This window comes from Pseudooceanicola profundus (assembly GCF_054919315.1).
Window position 1 is genome coordinate 890,936 of the sequence record NZ_CM142898.1, and the last position, 22,588, is coordinate 913,523.

At 66.8% G+C, this 22,588-nt stretch carries 23 protein-coding genes; 11 read left to right on the forward strand and 12 right to left on the reverse strand.

Features of this window, described 5'->3' with window-relative positions; translation table 11 throughout:
* Window positions 1–3: 3 nt before the first annotated feature.
* The 4 genes from ACX9MO_RS04100 to ACX9MO_RS04115 form a co-directional block, all read right to left on the reverse strand.
* A complete protein-coding gene (locus ACX9MO_RS04100; RefSeq protein WP_462213623.1) occupies window positions 4–1,095 on the reverse strand; it encodes an ABC transporter permease in 1,092 nt (363 codons plus the stop codon).
* A gap of 107 nt (window positions 1,096–1,202) precedes the next feature.
* Window positions 1,203–2,567 carry a CmpA/NrtA family ABC transporter substrate-binding protein gene (locus ACX9MO_RS04105; RefSeq protein WP_462213624.1) on the reverse strand — a complete coding sequence of 455 codons (1,365 nt, stop codon included), beginning with the start codon at window positions 2,565–2,567 and terminating at the stop codon, window positions 1,203–1,205.
* Between the two features lie 304 nt (window positions 2,568–2,871).
* Window positions 2,872–4,047: a CmpA/NrtA family ABC transporter substrate-binding protein gene (locus tag ACX9MO_RS04110; RefSeq protein ID WP_222491949.1), complete on the reverse strand. Its 1,176-nt coding sequence runs from the start codon at window positions 4,045–4,047 to the stop codon at window positions 2,872–2,874.
* Window positions 4,044–4,628: an ANTAR domain-containing response regulator gene (locus ACX9MO_RS04115; protein ID WP_222491947.1), complete on the reverse strand. Its 585-nt coding sequence runs from the start codon at window positions 4,626–4,628 to the stop codon at window positions 4,044–4,046. Before ACX9MO_RS04115 ends, ACX9MO_RS04110 begins: the two co-directional genes overlap by 4 nt.
* Before the next feature lie 168 nt (window positions 4,629–4,796).
* Between ACX9MO_RS04115 and ACX9MO_RS04120 the strand changes: the two genes are divergently transcribed.
* Both ACX9MO_RS04120 and ACX9MO_RS04125 read left to right on the forward strand, forming a co-directional pair.
* Window positions 4,797–5,297: an RNA pyrophosphohydrolase gene (locus ACX9MO_RS04120; RefSeq protein ID WP_222491945.1), complete on the forward strand. Its 501-nt coding sequence runs from the start codon at window positions 4,797–4,799 to the stop codon at window positions 5,295–5,297.
* Entirely contained in the window at window positions 5,297–5,788 is a 492-nt protein-coding gene (locus ACX9MO_RS04125) for a hypothetical protein (protein WP_462213625.1), read from the forward strand. The genes ACX9MO_RS04120 and ACX9MO_RS04125 overlap by 1 nt, the downstream gene beginning before the upstream one ends.
* Window positions 5,789–5,861: 73 nt before the next feature.
* Here ACX9MO_RS04125 and hemC read toward each other — a convergent pair whose 3' ends face one another.
* A complete protein-coding gene (gene hemC, locus ACX9MO_RS04130) occupies window positions 5,862–6,809 on the reverse strand; it encodes a hydroxymethylbilane synthase (RefSeq protein ID WP_462213626.1) in 948 nt (315 codons plus the stop codon).
* A 366-nt stretch (window positions 6,810–7,175) separates the two neighbouring features.
* Between hemC and hemE the strand changes: the two genes are divergently transcribed.
* Window positions 7,176–8,210, forward strand: coding sequence for a uroporphyrinogen decarboxylase (gene hemE / locus ACX9MO_RS04135; protein WP_462213627.1), 1,035 nt, complete (start codon window positions 7,176–7,178; stop codon window positions 8,208–8,210).
* A 6-nt stretch (window positions 8,211–8,216) separates the two neighbouring features.
* On the opposite strand, the gene ACX9MO_RS04140 is transcribed toward hemE, so the two are convergent.
* Both ACX9MO_RS04140 and ACX9MO_RS04145 read right to left on the reverse strand, forming a co-directional pair.
* Window positions 8,217–9,044, reverse strand: a complete 828-nt coding sequence (locus ACX9MO_RS04140; protein WP_462213628.1) for a YihY/virulence factor BrkB family protein — start codon at window positions 9,042–9,044, stop codon at window positions 8,217–8,219.
* Between the two features lie 128 nt (window positions 9,045–9,172).
* Window positions 9,173–9,364, reverse strand: coding sequence for a PLDc N-terminal domain-containing protein (locus ACX9MO_RS04145; RefSeq protein WP_222491935.1), 192 nt, complete (start codon window positions 9,362–9,364; stop codon window positions 9,173–9,175).
* 829 nt (window positions 9,365–10,193) lie between these two features.
* Between ACX9MO_RS04145 and ACX9MO_RS04150 the strand changes: the two genes are divergently transcribed.
* The gene (locus tag ACX9MO_RS04150) at window positions 10,194–10,364 is read left to right on the forward strand and encodes a DUF1328 domain-containing protein (RefSeq protein WP_222491933.1); all 171 of its coding nucleotides are present in this window, start codon (window positions 10,194–10,196) and stop codon (window positions 10,362–10,364) included.
* 254 nt (window positions 10,365–10,618) lie between these two features.
* On the opposite strand, the gene ACX9MO_RS04155 is transcribed toward ACX9MO_RS04150, so the two are convergent.
* Window positions 10,619–11,431 (reverse strand): response regulator, encoded by an 813-nt coding sequence (locus tag ACX9MO_RS04155; protein WP_222491931.1) that lies wholly within the window; start codon window positions 11,429–11,431, stop codon window positions 10,619–10,621.
* 100 nt (window positions 11,432–11,531) lie between these two features.
* On the opposite strand from ACX9MO_RS04155, the gene ACX9MO_RS04160 reads away from it, so the two are divergent.
* From ACX9MO_RS04160 to ACX9MO_RS04170, 3 genes are read left to right on the forward strand one after another with little or no spacing between them, the layout of a single operon-like run.
* Window positions 11,532–11,690 (forward strand): NepR family anti-sigma factor, encoded by a 159-nt coding sequence (locus ACX9MO_RS04160; protein WP_222491929.1) that lies wholly within the window; start codon window positions 11,532–11,534, stop codon window positions 11,688–11,690.
* Entirely contained in the window at window positions 11,687–12,244 is a 558-nt protein-coding gene (locus ACX9MO_RS04165) for an RNA polymerase sigma factor (RefSeq protein ID WP_222491927.1), read from the forward strand. The genes ACX9MO_RS04160 and ACX9MO_RS04165 overlap by 4 nt, the downstream gene beginning before the upstream one ends.
* A 10-nt stretch (window positions 12,245–12,254) precedes the next feature.
* A complete protein-coding gene (locus tag ACX9MO_RS04170) occupies window positions 12,255–14,018 on the forward strand; it encodes a sensor histidine kinase (protein ID WP_462213629.1) in 1,764 nt (587 codons plus the stop codon).
* Between the two features lie 123 nt (window positions 14,019–14,141).
* Here the strand turns inward: ACX9MO_RS04170 and hemF are convergent, their stop codons facing one another.
* The 4 genes from hemF to clpS all read right to left on the reverse strand — a co-directional run bounded on the left by hemF (window position 14,142) and on the right by clpS (window position 17,531).
* Window positions 14,142–15,032 (reverse strand): oxygen-dependent coproporphyrinogen oxidase, encoded by an 891-nt coding sequence (gene hemF / locus ACX9MO_RS04175; RefSeq protein ID WP_222491923.1) that lies wholly within the window; start codon window positions 15,030–15,032, stop codon window positions 14,142–14,144.
* 339 nt (window positions 15,033–15,371) lie between these two features.
* Window positions 15,372–16,172 (reverse strand): SDR family NAD(P)-dependent oxidoreductase, encoded by an 801-nt coding sequence (locus tag ACX9MO_RS04180; protein WP_222491921.1) that lies wholly within the window; start codon window positions 16,170–16,172, stop codon window positions 15,372–15,374.
* A gap of 26 nt (window positions 16,173–16,198) precedes the next feature.
* A complete protein-coding gene (locus tag ACX9MO_RS04185; protein ID WP_462213630.1) occupies window positions 16,199–17,200 on the reverse strand; it encodes a class I SAM-dependent methyltransferase in 1,002 nt (333 codons plus the stop codon).
* Window positions 17,201–17,210: 10 nt separating this feature from the next.
* Complete coding sequence (gene clpS / locus ACX9MO_RS04190; protein ID WP_222491917.1) at window positions 17,211–17,531, reverse strand: ATP-dependent Clp protease adapter ClpS; 321 nt, start codon at window positions 17,529–17,531, stop codon at window positions 17,211–17,213.
* A gap of 119 nt (window positions 17,532–17,650) precedes the next feature.
* Here clpS and ACX9MO_RS04195 point away from each other — a divergent pair, with 119 nt between their 5' ends.
* The 4 genes from ACX9MO_RS04195 to ACX9MO_RS04210 all read left to right on the forward strand — a co-directional run bounded on the left by ACX9MO_RS04195 (window position 17,651) and on the right by ACX9MO_RS04210 (window position 22,566).
* Complete coding sequence (locus tag ACX9MO_RS04195; RefSeq protein WP_462213631.1) at window positions 17,651–18,352, forward strand: HAD family hydrolase; 702 nt, start codon at window positions 17,651–17,653, stop codon at window positions 18,350–18,352.
* 437 nt (window positions 18,353–18,789) lie between these two features.
* On the forward strand, window positions 18,790–20,106 hold the full coding sequence (locus tag ACX9MO_RS04200) for a D-alanyl-D-alanine carboxypeptidase family protein (RefSeq protein ID WP_462213632.1): 1,317 nt from the start codon (window positions 18,790–18,792) through the stop codon (window positions 20,104–20,106).
* Window positions 20,107–20,362: 256 nt separating this feature from the next.
* On the forward strand, window positions 20,363–21,037 hold the full coding sequence (locus tag ACX9MO_RS04205) for an SDR family NAD(P)-dependent oxidoreductase (RefSeq protein ID WP_462213633.1): 675 nt from the start codon (window positions 20,363–20,365) through the stop codon (window positions 21,035–21,037).
* Window positions 21,031–22,566 (forward strand): cryptochrome/photolyase family protein, encoded by a 1,536-nt coding sequence (locus ACX9MO_RS04210; protein WP_462213634.1) that lies wholly within the window; start codon window positions 21,031–21,033, stop codon window positions 22,564–22,566. Before ACX9MO_RS04205 ends, ACX9MO_RS04210 begins: the two co-directional genes overlap by 7 nt.
* Window positions 22,567–22,588 lie beyond the last annotated feature (22 nt).

A 22,588-nucleotide genomic window follows, 5' to 3' on the forward strand; every position in this document is an offset into this window, starting at 1 on the left:
CGCTCACCGGTTGTTCGAGAAGGTGAAGAGGGATTGCAGGGTGAACATCACGCGGTCCAGCAGGAAGCCGATGATGCCGATGGTGAAGACGGCGACCATGATCTTGGCCAGCGACTGGGAGGAGCCGTTCTGGAATTCATCCCAGACGAACTTGCCCAGACCGGGGTTCTGCGCCAGCATCTCGGCCGCGATCAGCACCATCCAGCCCACACCCAGCGACAGACGCAGACCGGTGAAGATCAGCGGCAGGGCGGAGGGCAGGACCAGCTTGGTGATCTTGGTCCAGGTGTTCATCTTGAGCACCTTCGACACGTTCACGAGGTCCTTGTCGATCGAGGCCACGCCCAGCGCGGTGTTGATCAGCGTCGGCCAGAGCGAACACAGCGTCACGGTGATGGCCGAGATCAGGAAGGACTTGGAGAACAGGCCGTCGTTGTTGGCGACGGTGGCAGAGACGATCATTGTCACGATCGGCAGCCAGGCCAGCGGCGAGACCGGTTTGAAGATCTGGATGATCGGGTTCAGCGCCGCGTTCGCGGTGTTCGACAGGCCGGCAGCGATGCCCATGGGCACGGCCACCACGGTCGCCAGCAGGAAGCCGAAGAACACGGTTTTGATCGAGGTGAAGATCTGGCTGTAGTAGGTCGGCGAGCCGGTGTAGGCGCGTTCCTTCACCTTGTCTTCCTTGCCGGCGGCGATGAGCTTGGCGTTGCGGGCATCCTGGCGCTCGTAGAACTCCGCTTCCTTGGCCTTGTCGCGCAGGTAGTCGGCGTGCAGGTTCTCGACCTGCTCCCACACCTGTGCCGGGCCGGGAATGGCGCCGAGCGAGGTCTGAACCTTGGGGGCAAGCGCGCCCCAGAGGATCAGGAAGGCCGCGATGGCGGCCAGAGGCACGCCCAGCAGTTGCCAGATTTCCTTGACCTGGGCACGGGGATTGTCCCCGGCGGCGGCCTTCAGGATCGGCGTCATCCAGGCGAGGCCAAGGACCTTGAACCAGGCGTCGGCCTTGTTGATGCGGGTGAACAGGCGGGCGCGGCGAGCTTCCTTGGCCTCGTCGGCGCCGGCGTTGAAGCTTTCGGGGTCGATGGCGGTCATTGGAACAATCCTCTGGGGCTGATGCCGGGCGTCCGGCAAAAGGATCCGTCAGGCAGCGAGTGAACGGAAGAGGCGCTGCCTGACGGGGAGGAGCTTTGCCTTGCGGCTCAGCCCTTGACCTCGTTGCCGACGACGGTCTGGTCGCCTTTCAGACCGATCGGCAGGCTTTCCAGGTAGGCGTTCGGTTGACGCCCATCGTAGGGAATGCCGTCGATCACGTCAGCAGCGGGGGTCGGTTCCTTGTAGCCATCGCTGTCCCAGGGGAAGTCGGCCTCGTTCGCCAGACCTTCGTCAACGAGGTGACGGGCGGCTTCGAGGTAGATTTCCGGCTTGTAGACGGACTTGGCGATCTCGTCGTACCAGCTGTCCGGCTTGGCTTCGGCGATCTGGCCCCAACGGCGCATCTGGGTCAGGTACCAGACGGCGTCGGAGTAGAAGGGATAGGTCGCGTTGTAGCGGAAGAACACGTTGAAGTCGGGGACCTCGCGCTTGTCGCCCTTCTCGTACTCGAAGGTGCCGGTCATGGAGTTGGCGATCACTTCCGAGTCTGCACCCACGTATTCCGGGCGCGACAGCAGCTCGACCGCTTCCATGCGGTTGGCGTTGTCGTTCTCGTCCAGCCAGATGGCGGCACGGATCAGCGCCTTGGTCACGGCGATGGCGGTGTTCGGGTTCTCTTCCACGAAGGAAGCCGACATGCCGAAGACCTTCTCGGGGTTGTTCTTCCACAGTTCGTAGTCGGTGATCACCGGAACGCCGATGCCCTTGAACACGGCCTGCTGGTTCCAAGGCTCACCCACGCAGTAGCCGTAAATGGTGCCGGCCTCCATGGTGGCGGGCATCTGCGGCGGCGGGGTGACGGAGAGCAGCACGTCGGCGCCGATCTGGCCGGTCACGTCCTGCGGGCTGTAGAAGCCCGGCTGCAGGCCACCGGCGGCCAGCCAGTAGCGCAGTTCGTAGTTGTGGGTCGAGACCGGGAAGACCATGCCCATGTTGAAGGGCTTGCCTTCGTTCTGGTACTTCTTCACGACCGGCGCGAGCGCCTCGGCCGAGATCGGGTGCACGGGCTTGCCGTTCTCTTCCGGCACGTATTCCTTCATCTGCCCCCAGATCTCGTTCGACACGGTGATGCCGTTGCCGTTCAGGTCCATGGAGAAGGGGGTGACGATGTGGGCCTCGGTGCCGTAGCCGATGGTGGCCGCGAGGGGCTGACCGGCCAGCATATGCGCGCCGTCGAGTTGGCCGCCGATGACGCCGTCGAGCAGGACTTTCCAGTTCGCCTGCGCCTCCAGCGTGACGAAGAGACCTTCGTCCTCGAAGTAGCCGTTTTCATAGGCGACGGCCAGCGGCGCCATGTCGGTCAGCTTGATGAAGCCGAACTTCAACTCGTCCTTTTCCACATCCAGCATTTCGGCGAAGGCGCCGGTGGAGAGGGCAGTGGTGCTCAGTGCCAGAAGAAGTGCCTTACGCATGGTAGGTATTCCCTTAAGCAAATGCCCCGGCAGCGTTCTATCTGATCTCGGGCTCGGGGCGTGACGTTCTGTTGTCGCTCGGACGTGTTCCGCATCCTGCGGAAACGGCAATGAGCGACAATGCTCATCTACCCTCGGCTTTGGGGGTGGACAGCGTGGCCGGCACCGTTGCCTGACCGCTGTTGATCCCTGAATGCCTGACGCCGCCCCCTGACGCGAGACATTTTTCGCAAAAATGGCGAATTCCGGTCCGCCAGAGGGCGATACATGCATTCACGACGAAGGATTGGTCAGAATTTGGGCATTACCCGGCGGAAGGGTCAAAAACCTTGCCGTCATAGAACTGGTCCGGGCCCAGAATCATCTCGCCCCGCTGCGAGGCGACGGCGGTGGGCGCGCTCAGCGCCCCCTCCAGCTTCTCCGAGGCGCCGGGCAGGTCGATGCCGGTGCCGGCCATCGCCATGCGGTAGAGATCGGTGCGGAAGCAGCCATGGGCGACGGCCTCAGCCTCGGCCAGGGCCACGCCGGAGCGGGCCGCGATCCGCCGTGCGATCCATTTCGCCTGACTGCGCCACGGGAAGGTGGCCGCGCCGTCGAAGAACCGCATAAAGCCCGCGATCTCGGCCTCCTCGCCACTGCCGTCACAGACCAGACGCCCGGTCAGGGCGCGGTCCAGAAGACGCACGGGAAGGTTCAGGTAATCTGCCCGGTTCAGCAGCTCTGCCGCGATCATCCGGTTTCCGGGCTGGTCCAGCCAGCGCCCCGCACGTGCCACGGCGCGCATCAGGGCCGCGGCCCGCGCCGGGTCTTCCTCGGCCCAGTCGTGGCGCGCGGCCAGCACCTTTTCCGGTGCCATGCGCCAGATCGCGGTGCCGGTCAGGATGATCTCGCCCACGCCCGCATCCACGGCCTGGCTGCCCCAGGGTTCGCCCACGCAGAAGGCGTCGATCCGCTTGGCCGCCAGCGCCGCACCCATCTGGGACGGCGGAACGGAGCGGATCTCGTAGTCCCGCCCCTCGGTCGCGCCCTCGGCCTCCATCCAGTAGTGCAGCAGTTCCGCGTGCATGGAGAAGGGGAAGGGCACGCCGATCACCAGCCGCCCGTCCCGCGCCGCGCGCAGGGCCGCGGCCACGTCGGCGGGCGAGGCACAGCCGCCGGTCCAGCCCTCGGCCCGCATCTTGTCGGCCAGATCGCCAGAGACGCCGATGACATTGCCGTTCATCGACAGCACCTGCAGCGCGTCGATCCGCTCGGGCAGAGCGCCGAGGCCCAGCGACATGGCGATCGGCATCGGCGCCAGCAGATGCGCCGCGTCCAGATGGCCGAAGGCCAGCATGTCCCGGATCGACGACCACGAGGGGAAGGCCTGCAAGGTCAGGTCGATGTTCTCTTCCGCCGCGAACCCCATTTCCTTCGCCACCACCAGCGGGGCGGCGTCGGTCAGCGGCACGAAACCGCAGGTGACGGCATAGCGGCTCATTTCAGCAGGTTCGCCGCGGTGACGATGGCCTCGGCCACGGCGGCGAGCCGCTTGCCCTGATCCATCGCGGCCTTGCGCAGCAGCGCATAGGCCTCGTCCTCTGAAATGCCCTTGGCCTTCATCAGCAGGCCCTTGGCACGGTCCACCATCTTGCGTTCGGACAGCGCGGTCTTGGCCGCTTCCAGCTCGCTCCGGATCTGGCTGAACATGTGGAACCGTGCAATCGCCGCATCCACGATGGGACGCACGCGCTTGGCCTCCAGCCCGCCCACCACGTAGGCAGACAGGCCCGCCTCGATGGCGGCCTTGGTGGTGGCGGGATCGGTGCGGTCCACGAAGACGGCCACCGGGCGCTCGTTCGCGCCGGAGACCATGCAGAGCTGCTCCAGCGTGTCGCGGCCCGGGTCGGCGAGGTTCACCAGCACCACGTCGGGGTTCAGCTTGTCCATCTGGCGGGCGAGCATCCGCGCGTCCCCCAGCACCGTCACATCGCCCCAGCCGTCATCCGCCAGCCCCTCGATCAGGGTCCGTGCGCGGTCGGCGTCTTCTTCGACCAGAACGATCTTCAATCCGTCTTGCATGAGGTGGAGATGACGCAGTTTGCGCGCTGCGGCAATCTCGGCGCGTCGGAGGCTGTCGCATTCCTGCGTAACCTCCCCCGAATTGGCGCGAAAATGATCACCGCGCGGGCGCTTGCTGGACACTGCCCGCCGGGGGCGTAGGATCGCCGCGCAATCCGGAGGTTCGCCATGTCGTCCAAACACGTCCCCACCGCGGAAGAGATCGCCGCCCTGCCCTATCGCCCCAACGTGGGCGTCATGCTGATGAACGCCGAGGGGCAGGTCTGGGTCGGTCAGCGCAAGGACAGCGAGGTGCCCGCGTGGCAGATGCCGCAGGGCGGGGTCGACAAGGGCGAATCCCCCCGCGAGGCCGCGCTGCGCGAACTGGAGGAGGAAATCGGCGTGCCGCCCTCGATGGTCGAAGTGGCCGCCGAGACCGCCGACTGGCTGACCTATGACCTGCCGGTCGAGATCGCGGGCCGGATCTGGGGCGGCAAGTACAAGGGCCAGAAGCAGAAGTGGTTCCTCCTGCGGTTCCTCGGGACGGATGCGGATGTGAACATCGAGACGGCCCATCCGGAGTTCAGCGAATGGTGCTGGCTGGCGCCCGACGCGGTGGTGGACAACATCGTCCCCTTCAAGCGCGAGGTCTATGCCGCCGTGCTCGCCGAATTCGCGGAGCACCTGTGATGCGTGGCACGTCCCTGCTCACGTCCCTGCTCGCCGCGCCGGCCCTGCTGGCCACCCTTGCCGGGCCCGCGTCGGCGCTCAGCTGTATGGCGCCCGATCCGGCCACCAGCTACACCCGCGCGGCCGAGGCGGCGGAGCGCTATGTCGTGATCGAGGGCAGGCTCAGCTACGATCCCGCCAGCATGCCGCCGGTTACCAGCCCGAGCGAGGCACCGCTGGAGCGGCACACGTCGGGCCGTATCGAGGGAAAGGCCCTGTCGAGTGGCGGCTTCGACATCCCCTTCGCCACGGAGGTGGAGATGGATTTCACCTGTCACGGCCCATGGTGCACCGGCAACGTCCCGCAGGGCGACGCGGTGATGTTCCTCGAACAGACCGAGGCAGGCTACCGGCTGGAGCTGACGCCCTGTGGCGGCTGGCATTTCGCCGAACCGACCTCGGCGCAGCTGAGCACGCTGCGCCGCTGCCATCGCGGTCAGAGTTGCGGCTGACCCAAGGCGCGGCCCCGGCCTGACCGTCAATGGTCTTCCGGGACTCTATCAGAGGTTTTCGGGCGCGGCTCTCTCAGCCGCGCCAGTCGAAGAAGTTCGCACCGGCGCGGGCCAGCAGCCCCTGCGCCATCTCCGTGCCCAGCTTCGCCCCATCCTCGATCGGCGCGCGGGCGGCATCGGACAGCGCCTCGGAGCCATCGGGGCGCAGGATCTCGCCCCGCAGCCAGAGGTCGCCGCCTTCCAGCAGCGCAAGGCCCGCAATCGGCGTCTCGCAGGAGCCGTCGAGCGCGGCAAGGAAGGCCCGTTCCGCCGCCAGTCGCTGGCCGGTCTCTCCGTGGTGGATCGCCTCCAGCATCGCGGCCACGCGGCTGTCGTCCATCCGGCGTTCGATCCCGATGGCGCCCTGCGCCACGGCGGGCAGCATCTCTTCGGGCTCCAGCGCGGATTGCGCGATCTCGGGCTGGTTCAGGCGGTTGAGCCCGGCCATGGCGAGGAAAGTCGCCTCGGCCACGCTTTCATCCAGCTTGCGCAGGCGGGTCTGCACGTTGCCGCGGAACTCCACCACCTCGAGGTCGGGCCGTTTCACCAGCAGCTGCGCCCGGCGCCGCAGCGAGGAGGTGCCCATCCGGGCCCCTTCCGGCACGTCGGCAAGGCGCGCGTACTTGCGCGAAACGAAGGCATCGCGCGGGTCCTCGCGCGGCAGGTAACAGTCGAGCACCAGCCCATCGGGCTGGAGCACGGGCATGTCCTTCATTGAATGCACCGCGATGTCGATGCCACCGGTGAGCAACGCATCCTCGATCTCGCGGGTGAAGAGCCCCTTGCCGCCGATCTCGCGCAGGGCACGGTTCTGGACCCGGTCGCCGGTGGTCTGGATCACCACGACCTCGAAGGCCTCGGCCGACAGGTCGAAGGCGGTTGCGAGGCGGTCACGGGTTTCATGGGCCTGCGCCAGCGCCAGCGGGGACCCACGGGTGCCGATGCGCAGCGGTTGAGCGGGACTGGGAAGATCGCGTGTCATGGGGCGAGGGATAGAGCCGCAGCTGCGCCGTGGCAAGCGGGGCCGCACGCGGCGCCCCGTCGCGGTGGTCTCACGCTGGATTGGGGCCTGGAGTGGGGGAACCGGAGTGGGGGCTGCGAAGTGCGGGACAGCCGTCCGGTCGAGGCGGGGCCGGGACTGGGTGACGCGGGCCAGAGGGGACCATGCGCCAGTCCTGCCGGTCAGTCCTGCGCTCCGGTCTGCGGTCCGGTCCGGGGGGCGCTGCCCCCCGCTTGGCCTGCGGCCAATTCACCCCCCGGAGGTAATTGGGGAAAGATGAAGGGGGCGGTCCTTGACATCAAGGCGGGGGGCAGCGAGGTGTCTGGGACTTTGCTGAAGGGGGCTGACATGAGCGAGAAGCTGATCCTGCGGGCGCTGAAGGGCGAAACCCTCCCGGTGCCGCCGATCTGGATGATGCGGCAGGCCGGGCGCTACCTGCCCGAATACCGCGCCACCCGGGCGCAGGCGGGGGATTTCCTGTCGCTGTGCTACAACCCCGAACTCGCCGCCGAGGTGACGCTGCAACCGATCCGGCGCTACGGCTTCGACGCGGCGATCCTCTTTGCCGACATCCTGCTGTTGCCCCAGGCGCTCGGCGCGGACCTGTGGTTCGTCACCGGCGAGGGGCCACGGCTCTCGACCATCACGACGCAGGCCGAGTTCGACGCGCTGAAGCCCGTCGAGGCGGTGCATGACACCCTGTCGCCGGTCTATGAAACCATCCGCATCCTGAAGCGCGACCTGCCCACTGACACCACGCTGATCGGCTTTGCCGGCGCGCCCTGGACGGTGGCGACCTACATGGTCGCGGGTCGCGGCACCAAGGATCAGGGCCCGGCGCACGCGCTGAAGGCCGAGAACCGCCCCGTCTTCGAGGCGATCATCGACCGGCTCACCGAGGGCACGATCGAATACCTCTCGGCGCAGGTCGAGGCCGGGGCCGAGGTGGTCAAGCTCTTCGACAGCTGGGCCGGCTCCCTCAAGGGGCAGGACTTCGACGACTTCTGCCTCGCGCCCGCCAAGCGGATCATCGCGGAGCTCAAGGCGCGCCATCCCGGCCTGCCGATCATCGCCTTCCCGCGCGAGGCCGGGGATCGCTACATCGGCTTTGCCAAGGCGACGGGGGCCGATTGCGTGGCGCTCGACAATTCGGTCAGCGCGCAATGGGCGGCGGCGAACGTGCAGGTCGACGGCTGCGTGCAGGGCAACCTCGCCTCCAGCCACATGGTCACGGGCGGCGAGGCGCTGGTGCGCGAGACGCGGGAGATCGTCGAGGCCTTCTCGAAGGGCCCGCATATCTTCAACCTCGGCCACGGGATCACGCCGGATGCGGACCCCGAGAACGTCGCCCTGATGATCGAAACGGTGCGCGCCGCGCGCTGAGTGGCGTCAGGCGGCGGTCTCCGCCGCCTCCGCTTCTGCCTCTGCCGCCTTGGCGTCTGCCTCTGCCGCCTGCTCGGCCCGGCGGACCGCCTCGGTGGTCTGCACCGACTTCAGGTGCACGTTCAGCGAGGCCCCGAGCAGCACGAGGAAGGTGCTGAGGTAGAGCCACATCAGCAGCGCCACGACGGCCCCGATGGAGCCGTAGACCTCGTTGTAATTGCCGAAGTTCTGCAGGTACTTGCTGAACCCCCAGGACACCAGCGCCCAGAGCAGCACCGCCAGCACGCCGCCCGGCGTGGCCCAGTGCATGCGGTTCGCGCGGGTGTTCGGCCCGTAGCGATAGAGCAGCGCCAGCCCCACCAGCAGCACGCCGATGGCGGCCATCCAGCGGACCGCGTCCACCAACAGGCTGACGATGGGGCCGATATAGAGGAACTGCAGCAACAGGGGCGCGATCACCACGAGAAGCATCGCGCTCATCGAGACGCCCATCAGGGCGACGGTCAGCATCAGCGCGGTGAAATAATGGCGCAGCGAACCCCGGTTCGGACTGCCGTGGATCGCGTTCAGCCCCCGCATCATGGCCGCGACGCCTGCGCGCGCGGACCAGATCGCCAGCGCCGTGGAGACCGCACCCGTCCAGCCCAGCGTATCGCCGCTGGTGGTGATCAGGGTTTCGACCTGTTTCGCGATGAGGTTGTAGACGTCCGGCGGGACGATGTCCTGCAGCAGGGCCATCTGTTCCAGCAGGACATGGGGATCGGAGATCAACCCGTAGAGCGCGATCAGCGCCGCAAGGCCCGGAAAGATCGCCAGCATCGAAAAAAAGGCCACGCCAGCAGCGACGAGGCCCATGTTCGCAGAATCCAGTTGCTTGAAGACACCGCGCAGCGCGGTGAAGATCAGCCGCGGATCGCGCGGGAAACGCGCAGCCGCGCTGCGCGTTTCCCGGCTGCGGGCTGTCAGATCCGGCTTGCGCGCGACCGCGGACCGGCCAGAAGCCAGATCAGGAAGCCGAGGATCGGCAGGATCAGAACCAGGAGTACCCAAAGGACCTTCTTCCCTGTCGAGGTGTTCGACCCGATGATCGAGACGATGGCCCAGATATCGAGGGCCAGGATGATGAGGCCACCAAGGCCGGAAATCTCTAGCATGACACGTCTTCCTCTCATGGCGCGCGCTGCGCGCGGGTAAAGGTGAAGCCGGGTCCGTCCCTCCAACCTGCCCGGGGGGGCGGTGAATGACAAGCGGACCGGCCATTTCGCGGCGGCAGTGATGCAGGGCTGCGACGCCCGCGATCCTCGCTGCCGCATTGGGAGGTAAACGCCCCGTGAACGCGGAAGGTTCCCGTTTCTGTCGGAAGGTCTGCCGGAAGGCTCCGCCACGCTGGTTGATGCCGGGGCGCAGGCACTCCGCTGTGGAGAGGCCATCCTGAACCTTCAATCGTCCAATCGTCTGCGTGGGCGGTGGGCGGCGCGGGCAGTGCCAATCCCCTCAGAGAACACGTCGCGGCGCAGACTCGAGCCATACCAAGCGCCACCCCCTGCCGGAGCGCCCTGCCCCGGCAGGGCGCAGTGCGTATCGCGCAACACCGGGACATGCGCTGCGCATCTCTTCAGAACCGGTCCGGAGCCGCGAGACTGACAAGTGACGCAGGACGTGACCGTACACGGTCTGGGCCGGCCCGCGGCGCTTTAGACCAGCGAGGTCTGCGGCCTTCCATGTCGGGGGGTGCGAGCGTGAGGGAGATCAGGTCAGGAAGAGAAAAGATTGGCGGGGCGCCGAGGGTAAGTCAGTAAGCGCGCCCCGCCAATACTAGGGGGGACAGGTCTTCTCTTCGCAGTGACCTTGCTTCCTAACGCGCCCGGAGCAGGCTGGTTCCCGCCAGTGACGAAAAAAATTTCGGGAACTTCCGGGGCGTCAACGCGGTTCTTTCCACAGTCGATGCGGAGCGCGCATCAAGTTGTAACGAAAGGAAAGACCATGCTGTATTGGGCACTCACCTTCCTTGTCGTGGCGATCATCGCAGCCGTCTTTGGCTTTGGTGGCATCGCCTCGGCATCCGCCGGGATCGCGCAAATTCTCTTCGTGATCTTCCTCGTCCTCTTCGTCGTGGCGATGATCGCCCGGGCCGTGCGGGGCCGCACGCCCTAAGCAATGACGGGACGATATGACAAGCGAAAGGGCGGCTTGAGGAGGCCGCCCTTTCTACGTCCCGACGCCCTTCTCGTTCCCTCTACTGTTGGTTCCCTGTGACCGTACCGGTGATGGCTCCGATGATGCCCCATGAGACACCAGGAGCAGAGCACCGCGGCAAAGCGGCCCGCAGCGGGACGCTCCACATGGAAACGCCGCGCAATCCCGGGATCGCGCGGCGCAGCACGTCAGAACAGAAGCTCCGCGGGCGTTCAGCCCTGCAGGGTCTCGGTCGAGGAGAAGAACATCGCCTGGCTCGCGGCCAGACGCACCTGCTCCTCGGTGTAGGGCTTGGTGATCAGGAACGCCGGCTCCGGCTTCTCGCCGGTCAGCAGCCGCTCGGGGAAGGCGGTGATGAAGATCACCGGGATATCGCCCATCTCGCGCAGCAGGTCGTTCACCGCATCGATGCCCGAGGAATTGTCGGCCAGCTGGATGTCGGCGAAGATCAGGTCCGGACGCTCGGCCTTGCCCAGCTTCACGGCCTCGTCGCGGGTGCGGGCGACGCCGGTGACGCCATGGCCCATCTCGGCGACGATCGACTGAAGGTCCATGGCGATGATCGCCTCGTCCTCGATGATCATGACCTTGCCGGTGATCGTGCCGGCAAGCTCGGTCTGGGCGATGCGCACCAGTTCCTGCGCCTCGGATTCCGAGACCTTCATGATCTCGCCGATCTGCGCAAAGCTGAATTCCTCGATCGTGCGCAGCAGCAGGGCCTCGCGCGTGTTGTGGGTCAGCTTGGCGAGGTGCTTCTGCGCCCGCGCCGCGATACCGACCTCGCCCTCGGCGACCGGTGCGCCGGAGGAGGTCCAGATCGCGTGGAAGGCGCCAAACAGCGCCACCTTCGTTGCCTTGCTGCGATCCACCAGGTCGGGATCCTCAAGCATGGCTTCGAGCGTGGCGGCGGCATAGTTGTCGCCCGAGGTCTGACTCCCCGTCAGGGCCCGCGCATACCGGCGCAGGAAGGGCAGCTCCTGAGCGACGTTCATCACGAAGTCTTCGGAGGCTATCGGGTGGTTCATTGGCCAGGTCACCTTTTTTCGAACTTTCTGGGAACCCAACACGGGTCTGGGCGTTTTGTTCCCAAATATTTCGGGCAAACGGTCAAGTCAGTGGAATACTATGGCGCACGACAATGAATACGATAACGTCCAGAGGCAAATCGACGAGAACCTGAAGCGTGTCTATCAGGCCAAGGTCGAAGAAGAGCTTCCGGATCGTTTCAAGCTTCTCCTCGCTCAGCTGAAACAGCAGAACGCGGACGGAGATACCAGCAAATGAGCGCTATGGATCCGCGCGACGAGATCGTGGAGCATCTGCCTGCCCTCAGGGCCTTCGCCATGTCGCTGTGTCGCAACAGCGCCGAGGCGGATGACCTCGTGCAGGATACCATCGTCAAGGCATGGTCCAAGTTCGACAAGTTCGAACAGGGCACCAACCTGCGCGCGTGGCTCTTCACCATTCTCCGGAACACCTTCTACTCCAGCCGCCGCAAGACGAGCCGCGAAGTCGCGGACGTCGACGGGACCTTCTCTGCCAACCTCGCCTCCAAGCCCGACCACGACGGCCGGCTGGCGATGAAGGACTTCGAGGTCGCCTTCGCCAAACTGCCGCCCGAGCAGCGCGAAGCCCTGATCCTCGTGGGGGCCTCGGGCTTCTCCTACGAAGAGGCGGCGGAGATGTGCAAATGCGCCATCGGCACGATCAAGAGCCGGGCCAATCGCGGGCGTGCCCGTCTCGCAGAGCTGATGCATCTCGAGGATCACGAAAGCCTCGACCTGACAGACCAGTCCACGATGGCGGTGATCGCCGCGAACTCGCAAAACGCAGGGTGAACCACATCCTATGAAATTTCGCCTCACTGAGCGGCTGGGGGTTCGCGTCGTCGCGATGCTCTCGGTCGCGCTGCTCCCCCTTGGGCTCATCGCGCTCTACCAGACGCGGAACGTGGTGTCCCAGGCGGACGAGCTTGCGCGCTCAGCCCTTCTGGGCGCCACGCTCGCCGCCGTCGAAGGCCAGAGCGACGTGATCTACGAAGGCTTCGCCGCCGCCCGGGTTCTGGGCGGCGCCGTCGTTCCGCAGAGGGACGACGGGGCGGCCTGCAGTGACCTGATGCAGGGCTTCACCCGGGCCCACCCCTTCTATTCCTATGCCGCCTTCATCCCTGTCGAAGGCATCTCGACGTGCAATTCGCGCAACCAGCCCGCCGATTTCCGCACCTCCGAGACGGCGCTGACGATGGCGGACTCGCCCCGCCCCCGGATCGAGGCCCTGCAGCGCGGGCGCGTCACCGGGGACGCGGTGCTGATCATCGCCCAGCCGGTCTACGAGGGGAACACCTACATCGGCTTCGTCTCGCTCTCGATGCTGCATGAGAACCTGCGGCTCGATGCGAACTTCGAGGGCGTTCAGCACCCGATCGACGTGATCACCCTGAACCAGGAAGGTCAGGTCGTGCTCTCCTCCCTGCCCGAGGCCGAGGCCGCCAAGCTGCTGCCCACACAGCGCGATCCGTCGTCCTTCCTCTACCGTCGCGCCACCGCCTTCACCGCACAGGACGGCGATGATCAGCGGCGTTCCTACTCGCTGATGCCCATCGTGCCGGGCGTCGTCGTCGTGATCGCCGTCTGGGATCCCGTGCGGAGCGAGAACAGCTGGGCCTTCGCAAGCCGCGCCACCCTCGCCTTCCCGGTACTGATGTGGCTGGTCAGCCTCGTGGTGGCCTATGTCGCCGTGCACCGGCTGGTGATCCGCCACATTCGCAAGCTGCGCTCCAAGATGCGCCGCTTCGGCAACGGCGAGCCCGGGTCCGCCGTGTTCGAGGAGGTGGAAAGCATTCGCGCGCCCGCCGAACTGCGCCAGATGGAAGAGACCTTCGACCGGATGGCCGAGCGGATCACCCGGGATACGGCAGAGCTGGAAAACGGCCTGCACGAGAAGAACGTGCTGCTGAAGGAGGTGCACCACAGGGTGAAGAACAACCTCCAGCTCATCGCCTCGATCATGAACATGGAGATCCGCAAGGCCCGCTCCCCCGAGACGCGGCGCACCCTGCGCCGGGTGCAGGACCGGGTTCTGGGCCTCGCGACCGTGCATTCGAACCTTTACCACACCTCGCGGCTGGCCAGCCTGCGGGCCGACAGCCTGCTGGACGACGTGCTGAAGCAGACCCTGCGCAGCGCCCTGCCCAACAGCGAGCCGATCGACGTGAAGCTCGATTTCGAGCCGATGATCCTCTACCCCGACCAGGCCGTGCCGCTGTCGCTGCTGGCGACCGAGGCCGCGACCAACGCGGTGAAGTACCTTGGCCGGCCTTTGGACGGGTCGAAGCCCTGGATCTGGGTCTCGCTCAAGGAGGTCTCGGACGGGCTCTTCCTCTTCGAGATCGAGAACTCGCGCGGCGAACGTCTCGACCCGGAGGACGAGGTGACCGACAGCACCGGCCTCGGCAACCAGCTGATCCAGGCCTTTTCGATGCAGCTCGGCTCGCGCCCCGAAACCGAGGCGACGGACACCTCCTACCGGCTCTCGCTGGAGATCGCCCTGCGTGGCTTCACCGAGACCGAGGAGGAGGCCCCGCCCCCGGAGCCCGAGGACGACGATATCTGAAACGCGAACGGGCCCCTGCGGGGGCCCGTTTTCGTCTGCGCATCCGGCGGGTCGTCAAGGCCGCCTGTCAGGCCCTGCGTGTCGGGCCCTGCGTGTCGGACCCTGAGTGTCGGGCCCTGCGTGTCAGATCCACTTGGCCAGTGGCGGCAGCGACATCAGCACCGCATTGGCGTCGTGCCCGGTCTCCAGCCCGAACTTGGTGCCCCGGTCATAGACGAGGTTGTACTCGGCATAGAGACCGCGATGCACCAGCTGCGCCTCCTTGTCGGCCTCCGTCCAGGGCAGGGTCCGGTTGCGCTCGGTCAGGGGGACGAAGGCGGGCAGGAAGGCCCGGCCCACGTCCTGGATGAAGCTGAAGTCCGCCTCCCAGTCGCCGGTGCAGTAATCATCGAGGAAGATGCCCCCGACCCCGCGCGCCCGGTGCCGGTGCGGGATGTAGAAGTACTCGTCCGCCCAGTCCTTGAACCGCGGGTAGAGATCGGCGCCATGGGGATCGCAATGGGCCTTCTGCACGGCATGGAAATGCGCGGTGTCCTCGGCCTTTTCGAGGCAGGGGTTCAGGTCCGATCCGCCGCCGAACCACCAGCCGTGGGGGGTCCAGAACATGCGGGTGTTCATGTGGACCGCCGGGCAATGCGGGTTCTGCATATGGGCGACGAGGCTGATGCCCGAGGCCCAGAACCGCGGATCCTCGGTCATGCCGGGCAGGCCCTTGCGCGCGGCCATGGCCGCCTGCGCCCGGTCGCCCAAGGTGCCGTAGACGGTGGAAACGTTGACGCCGACCTTCTCGAAGACACGGCCGCCGCGCATGACGCTCATCAGCCCGCCGCCCGCATCACTGCCGTCGGCGGCCGCGCGTTTCGTCGGCGTCACCTCGAAACGGCCCGCCGGTTGGTCGCGGAACGGGCCTTCGGTCTGGCTGTCCTCCAGCGCCTCGAAGGTGGCGACGATCTCGTCGCGCAGGGCGCGGAACCACTGGCTGGCGCGGGTCTTCTGGTCTTGCATCTCGGTCATCTGGGCCTCCGGTTGGCACGGGAGGTATCAGGTGGCGGAAGGTCAGGCCAGATGCGAAACGCCGCGGGGGGACGGGCCCGCTGCGCGTGGGAGGGGCCTGATGCAAACGCCGGCGATCCACCACGTAGGGCAGCGCCGTCCCGCGGGGTGGCGCGATAGCGCCGGTCGTCATTGGCGCGCCATTGGTCCGAGCACCAATGGCGACGGGGGGCGGGTCGACGCTGCCCGGCCTATCGGCCGGGCGGGTGGTCAGTGGATAAGACGGCGCAGTCAGAAGACATGGACGGGGTGCGCAGACATCACGTCCGCTCTGTTCACCCTGCCCCTGCCCGCCCCGGCTCAGTGCGCGGGCACGTCCACCGGGTCGAGCAGCGTGCGGCCGCCATCGACCGTCATGATCTGCCCGGTCATGAAGCCGGAGGCATCGGAGGCGAGGTACTGCACCGCTTCGGCCAGTTCCCCCGGCGAGGCGATCCGCGACAGCGGCGTGGCGTCCTCGATGGTCTCGCGATACTCGCTGTTGTCCTTCAGCGTCGTCTTCAGGCTGGCCGACATGACCGAGCCGAAGGCCACCGCGTTCACGCGGATGCGGTGCGGCGCCAGCGCCACGGCCATCGACCGGGTCATCTGGTCCAGTGCCGCGGTCGAGACCGAATAGGCCATCAGGTCCGGATGGGTCCGCCGCGCGGCGATGGAGGAGATGTTCACGATCGCCCCCGCGCTGCCCTCGTCCTCGCCCTCGGACTGCTTGATCATCCGCTTGGCGATCAACTGCGTCAGGCGCAGCGAGGTGATCAGGTTCTGCTGCAGCAGGGTCTGCACCGCGTCGTCATCCGGGTTTAGGGGATCGGCGGGCAGGCACTGGCGCGACCCGTTCACGAGGATGTCCACCTTCTCGAAGGCGTCGATCGTGGCCGACAGCAGGTTGGCGATGGTCAGCTTCTCGCGCAGATCCCCGGCGAAGTAGCGCACATTCTCGATGCTGCCATTCTCCCCCAGTTCCTCGCGCAGGCGATCCTCGTCCACGTCCGCGAAGACGACATTCGCGCCCCGGTCGGCGAAGTGCTTGCCGATGGCGAAGCCGATGCCGTTGGCGGCCCCGGTCACGATGGCGGTCTTGCCGGCAATCGAAAATGACATGCGTTTTCCTTTCGCAGCGCGTCCCGTCAGGCTAGGCGATCAACGCGCCACTGGCGAGATGGGTTCGACGCCAGCAGTATCTTGAAGCGCGAATTGCCTGCGACCTCGGTCGATTCGCCGAAATGCGCAGAGAGGGTCGCCTCATAGGGCAGATGGCGGTTTGCCACCAGCCAGAGCCGCCCGCGCGGCGCCAGCAGCCGCGCCGCGGACTGGATGAAACGGCGCCCCAGTTCGGGATCGGCGGCGCGCGAGGTGTGGAACGGCGGGTTCATCACCACCGCGTCCAGCTTGGCCGGCGCCTGCCACGCGGTCGCATCGGCCCAGTGGAAGTGCGCCCGCGGGTCGTCGATATTGCGCCGCGCGCAATCCAGCGCAGCATGGTCCGCCTCGACCAGGTGCAGCGCGCGGACGCCTTTCAGCTGAAGGATACGCGCCGAGAGATAGCCCCAGCCCGCGCCGAGATCCGCGACCTGCGCCCCGATCTCTGCCGGCAGGCTGTCCGCCAGAAGCTGCGAGGCCGGATCGATCCCGTCGGCCGAGAAGACCCCTGCCGTGGTGACGAAGCCCTCCTCCAGCGCGGTCTCGCCGGTGCCGGTCCAGTCGGCGAAATCGCCGCCCGTGAACCAGAAGAGCTTGCCGTGGGCCTTGTTCACCGGGCCATAGACATCGGCCCGCTTGCGGCAGGCCTTGAGCAGGCTGTCCACGCCATCGGACTTCAGCCCGTCGACGATCACGGGCCCGTCGGTCAGGCTGGCGGCCTGCGCGATCAGGCCCTGCGCCAGTGCCTTGGCCCGCGGCAGGCAGACCAGAGCGGCGGCATAGGGCCCCTCGGGAGCGGCCGCGCAGTCATAGCCCTGCCCGCGCAGGGCGGCATGGTCGGGGTACATCCCGGTGATCAGATGAAGGCGCGCCTTGGGCAGCGCCGAGAGGTCGTGATCCGCGCGCGGCGCGAACACGGCGATACGCCCGACGTCCGGCAGGACAAGCCCACCCTCGTCGAGCGCGAGAGACAAACGCAGCCCCGTCATGGCCGGTGGCCTATTCCTTTTCCATGGTACATTGCAGCGGATGCTGATGACGGCGCGCGAAGTCCATCACCTGCGCCACCTTGGTCTCGGCGATCTCGTGGCTGAACACGCCAACCACGGCCACGCCCTTCTTGTGCACGGTCAGCATGACCTCGAAGGCCTGCGCGTGGGTCATGCCGAAGAAGCGCTCCAGCACGGCCACGACGAATTCCATCGGCGTGTAGTCGTCGTTCAGAAGAAGCACCTTGTAGAGCGGCGGCCGCTTGGTCTTCGGCCGCGTCTCGACCACGACCGAGGTGCCGTCGTCATCCTGGTCCTTGTCCGTCGACATGCTGAAGAGCCGTCCCGTCGCCATTGCGTTCGATGCTGTGAAAGAGGTATCCGCCATGACGAGTGTATATAACCTTGCCGCCCTGCGAGAAAAGAGGGCCGCAGCGGGAGCCGGGGACAATGTCGCAGAAATTGACCACGATCGCCTTCGATGCGGATGACACGCTCTGGCACAACGAGCGGTTCTTCCAGCTCACGCAGGAGCGATTCGCGGATCTGCTGGCCGACTATGCCGAGCGCGACCACCTCGCCGACCGGCTGCTGGCGGCGGAACGGCGCAACCTCGGGCACTACGGATTCGGCATCAAGGGCTTCGTCCTCTCGATGATCGAGACCGCCATCGAGGTGACCGACCAGAAGGTGCCCGCCTCCGTCATCTCGCAGCTCATCGCCGCCGGGCAGGAGATGCTGCAACACCCCATCGAACTGCTGCCCCATGCGCAGGACGCGGTGGAGGCGCTGGCCGACGACTACACCATCCTGCTGATCACCAAGGGTGACCTGCTGGATCAGGAGCGCAAGCTGGCGCAGTCCGGCCTCGGCGACCTCTTCGACGGTGTCGAGATCGTCTCGGACAAGACCGAGCCGGTCTACCGCGAGATCTTCCAACGCCACGGCGTCGCGCCCGACCGCGCCATGATGGTCGGCAACTCGCTGAAATCCGACGTGGTCCCCGTGCTCGATGCCGGTGGCTGGGGCACCTATGTCCCGCACGGCGTCACCTGGGCGCTGGAACACGCGGAGGAGCCGGTGGGCCGGGCGCGCTATGGCCGGCTCGAAGACCTCGGCGGCCTGCCCGATCTCCTCGCCGGGCTGCGCTGAGGCCACCCTGCCACGGCGGGACCGGGCAAGCCCCTGCGGTTTGCACAAGATGCACGCACAGATCGAGCTGTATACAGTTGATTCTCGGGTGCAGACGCGGGATTGCACCTCTGCAAGGCGACACATTCCCGCCACAATTGCCCATGTAGTGGGCGGTTTTTTCTTAACCTACAACATCTCGGCGATTGTCATACAAACGTGAAGTCGCCGACATGAAATCACTGCTTTGTGCATGTCAGGCGCATGTGTTACGCTGAAGTTAATAAAATGACCGTGCAGAACGCATGGCATCGAGAGGCAGCAAAACAAAGGCAAGAACCGTGACGGCACGGCCATATAGCGCAGTCCGCCTGGGACTGCTCCTTCCGCTCCTGTTCCTCGCGCTGACCGCGCTGTCGCCCCGGCAAGCTGCCGCGGCGCCCTACGCAGATCTGGTCATGGATGCCAGAACAGGCGAAATCCTCCATTCAACAAACGCAGATGCGCGGCTGCACCCGGCCTCGCTCACCAAGATGATGACGCTCTACATCGCCTTCCAGGCGGTGGAGCATGGCGAGATCTCGATGGACACCGTGGTGCGCATCTCGCGCAACGCCGCCGCCGAGCCGCCCTCCAAGCTGGGCCTTGTCGAAGGCCAGCGGATCAAGCTGCGCTACCTCGTGCGCGCCGCGGCGGTGAAATCGGCCAACGACGCCGCCACCGCCATCGGCGAGGCGATCGAGGGCTCCGAGGCGGCCTTTGCCCGGCGGATGAACCGCACGGCACAGGCGCTCGGCATGACGCGGACGACGTTCAAGAACGCCAACGGCCTGACCGAGGCCGGGCACCTCTCGACCGCGCGCGACATGACCACGCTGGGGCGCCACCTGCTGTTCGACTTCCCCGACTACTACAACCTCTTCAGCCGCAAGACGGCCGATGCCGGGGTCAAGCATGTCAACAACACCAACACCCGGCTGCTGAACGCCTATCGCGGCGCCGACGGGATCAAGACCGGCTACACCCGCGCGGCAGGCTTCAACCTCGTGGCCTCCGCCGAACGCGGCAACGAGCGGATCATCGCCACCGTTTTCGGCGGCCGCTCCACCGCCTCGCGCAACGCCAAGGTGGCGGAACTGCTGGATCTCGGCTTCCGCCGGGCGCCCTCCAACGCGCCGACCAAGAAGCCGAGCACCCCGAACTACGCCTCCGTTTCGGCCGGCGACATGGCCGGCAAGACGCTGCGCGTCAGCGGCGTCGTACGCACCTCGCTGCGCCCGCAGGCCCGCCCGGTCACCGCGACCGCGCCGGTCATGGTCGCCATGAAGGACGTGATCGACGAGGCCGTGGCACAGGTCACCCAGAAGGCCGTGCTGGAAGAGGCCCCCGCCCCCGACGCGGCGAGCCCGGCCCCGGTCGAGACCGCGGCCCGTTCCGCCGTGGTCGCCTCGCTGGTGCCCGAGATGCGCCCCGAGGACCTGATCGAGGACGATGGCCTGGCGGACCAGGAAGTGGTGACGCGGATCTCCACCTCCAGCGGCCGTCACTGGGGCATCAACATCGGCCGCTACGCCAGCGAAAGCCGGGCCGAGCGTGTGCTGCTTCAGACCGCGATCTCGGAAATGTCGACGCTGGAAGGCTCGCTCCGCACGGTGGTGCGCAAGCCCACGGGCTTCGACGCCAACTTCATGGGCCTCTCGCGCGAGGCCGCCGACCTGGCCTGCCGCCGCCTTCAGGCGCGCAACCAGAGCTGCTTCATGATCGGGCCGACCTGAGGCCCGAACCTTCGGAACAGGACATCTCGCCCGGCCACTGGCCGGGCTTTTTCTTTGTCCGCCCCCTGCCCTACGCAGCCACCCGCAGACCTCGCCTTCATCCACATCCCGATACGCCCTCTCCCCCCTACCCCGCCTCCTCCCGCTCCCGTGGCAACCCCCCGCAGCGCCCGCTTCATCTTTCTACAAATACTCAGTCCCCCCTCCCCCCGCGCGCCCGAGTGAACCTCATCGCGCCCCCATGCGTAGTCTCTCCATGGACAGCACACTTCCCGCCCTCATCCTCGGCGCCAGCGGCGGCTTCGGCCAGGCACTTGCCGAGACGCTCGCCGCCCGCGGCCTCCCCGTCACCCGCCTGTCGCGCAGCGCGGATGGCTTCGACATCACCGATCCTGCCAGCGTGGATCATCACCTCGACGCGCTCGACGGCCCCTTCGGCCTGATCCTCTGCGCCACCGGGGCCCTTGCCGCGCCCGGTGACCGGCCCGAGAAATCCCTGCGAGATCTCGAGGCCACGGCCATGGCGCAGCAGTTCGCCGTCAACGCCATCGGCCCGGCCCTCGTGCTGAAACACGCCCCGCGCCTCCTGCCCCGCGACCAGCGGGCGGTCTTTGCCGCGCTGTCCGCGCGGGTCGGCTCCATCGGGGACAATGGGCTGGGGGGCTGGTATTCCTACCGCGCGTCCAAGGCCGCGCTGAACCAGCTGATCCACACCGGCGCCATCGAACTGGCCCGCAGCCATCGCCATGCGCTCTGCCTTGCACTGCACCCCGGCACGGTGGCCACGCGCTTCACGCGCGATTACCGCGGCCGCCACCCGGCCGTCCCGCCGGAGGAGGCCGCCGCCAACCTGCTGGGCGTGATCGAGAGCCTAGGCCCCGAGGCCACTGGCGGCTTCTACGACTGGCGCGGCGAGGCGGTGCCATGGTGAGCGATCCGCGCCTCGTGCTGGTGTTGGGCGACCAGCTGAGCCCGGAGGTCGCAGCCCTGCGGCAGGCCGACAAGTCCCGCGACGTGGTGGTCATGGCCGAGGTCGCCTCGGAAACCGGCTATGTCCCGCACCACCCCAAGAAGATCGCCCTGATCTTCGCCGCCATGCGCCACTTCGCACAGGAGCTGGAGGCCGAGGGCTGGACTGTCCGCTACAGCCGCCTCGACGATCCCGACACCGCAGGCTCGATCCCCGGCGAGCTCCTGCGCCGGGCGGATGAGACGGGCGCCGGAAAGGTGCTGGCCACCGAACCCGGCGAATGGCGGCTGATCGAGGCGCTGCGCGACTGCCCGCTGGAGGTCTCGCTGATCGAGGATGATCGTTTCTTCGCTCCCCATGCCGCGTTCGAAGACTGGGCCCAGGGCCGCAAGGAGCTGCGGATGGAATATTTCTACCGCCAGATGCGGCGCAAGACCGGCTACCTGATGACGGGCGACAAGCCCGCGGGCGGCAAGTGGAACTACGACCAGCAGAACCGCAAGCGGGCGGAGCCGGACCTCTTCCGCTCCGCCCCCATGCAGTTCACCCCGGACGAGACCACGCAGGAGGTGCTGGACCTCGTGGGCGACCGCTTCGGCAAGAACTTCGGTGATCTCGACGGCTTCCGCTTTGCCGTCACCCGGGGTCAGGCGCGCCGGGCGCTTGCGCATTTCGTGACCCACCAGCTGGCGGGCTTCGGCGACATCCAGGACGCGATGCTGCGGGGCGATCCCTACCTGAACCACTCCCTGCTCTCCGCCTATATGAACATCGGCCTGCTCTCGCCGCGCGAGGTCTGCGATGCAGTGCAGGCGGCGTGGGAGGCGGGCGATGTGCCGCTGAACTCGGCCGAGGGGTATATCCGCCAGATCCTCGGCTGGCGGGAGTACGTGCGCGGCATCTACTTCCTCGAAGGGCCGGACTATCCGCGCCGCAATGCACTGAACCACCAGCGCGCCCTGCCCCCGGTCTACTGGGGCGCCGAGACGAAGATGACCTGCATGGCCGAGGCCGTGGGCCAGACCAAGTCCGAGGCCTATGCCCATCACATCCAGCGCCTGATGGTGACCGGCAACTTTGCCCTGCTGGCAGGGATCGACCCGGCGGAGGTGCATGAGTGGTATCTCAGCGTCTACATCGATGCCTTCGAATGGGTCGAGGCGCCCAACACCGTGGGGATGAGCCAGTTTGCCGACGGCGGGGTGATCGCCTCGAAGCCCTATGTCTCCTCGGGCAACTACATCTCGAAGATGTCGGATTACTGCGACGGCTGCGCCTATGACGTGAAGACCAAGCAGGGCGACGGCGCCTGCCCCTTCAACCTGCTCTACTGGGCCTTCCTCGACCGGCACCGCGACCGGTTCGGCGAAAACCACCGCATGGGCACGATCTATGCCACATGGGACCGGATGGAGGAGGAGAAGCGCGAGACGATCCTGTCGGAGGCGGCGGCCTTCCTCGACAGGATGAGCGCAGGCGAAACGATCTGAGCCCCCTGCCCTGCCGGAACGG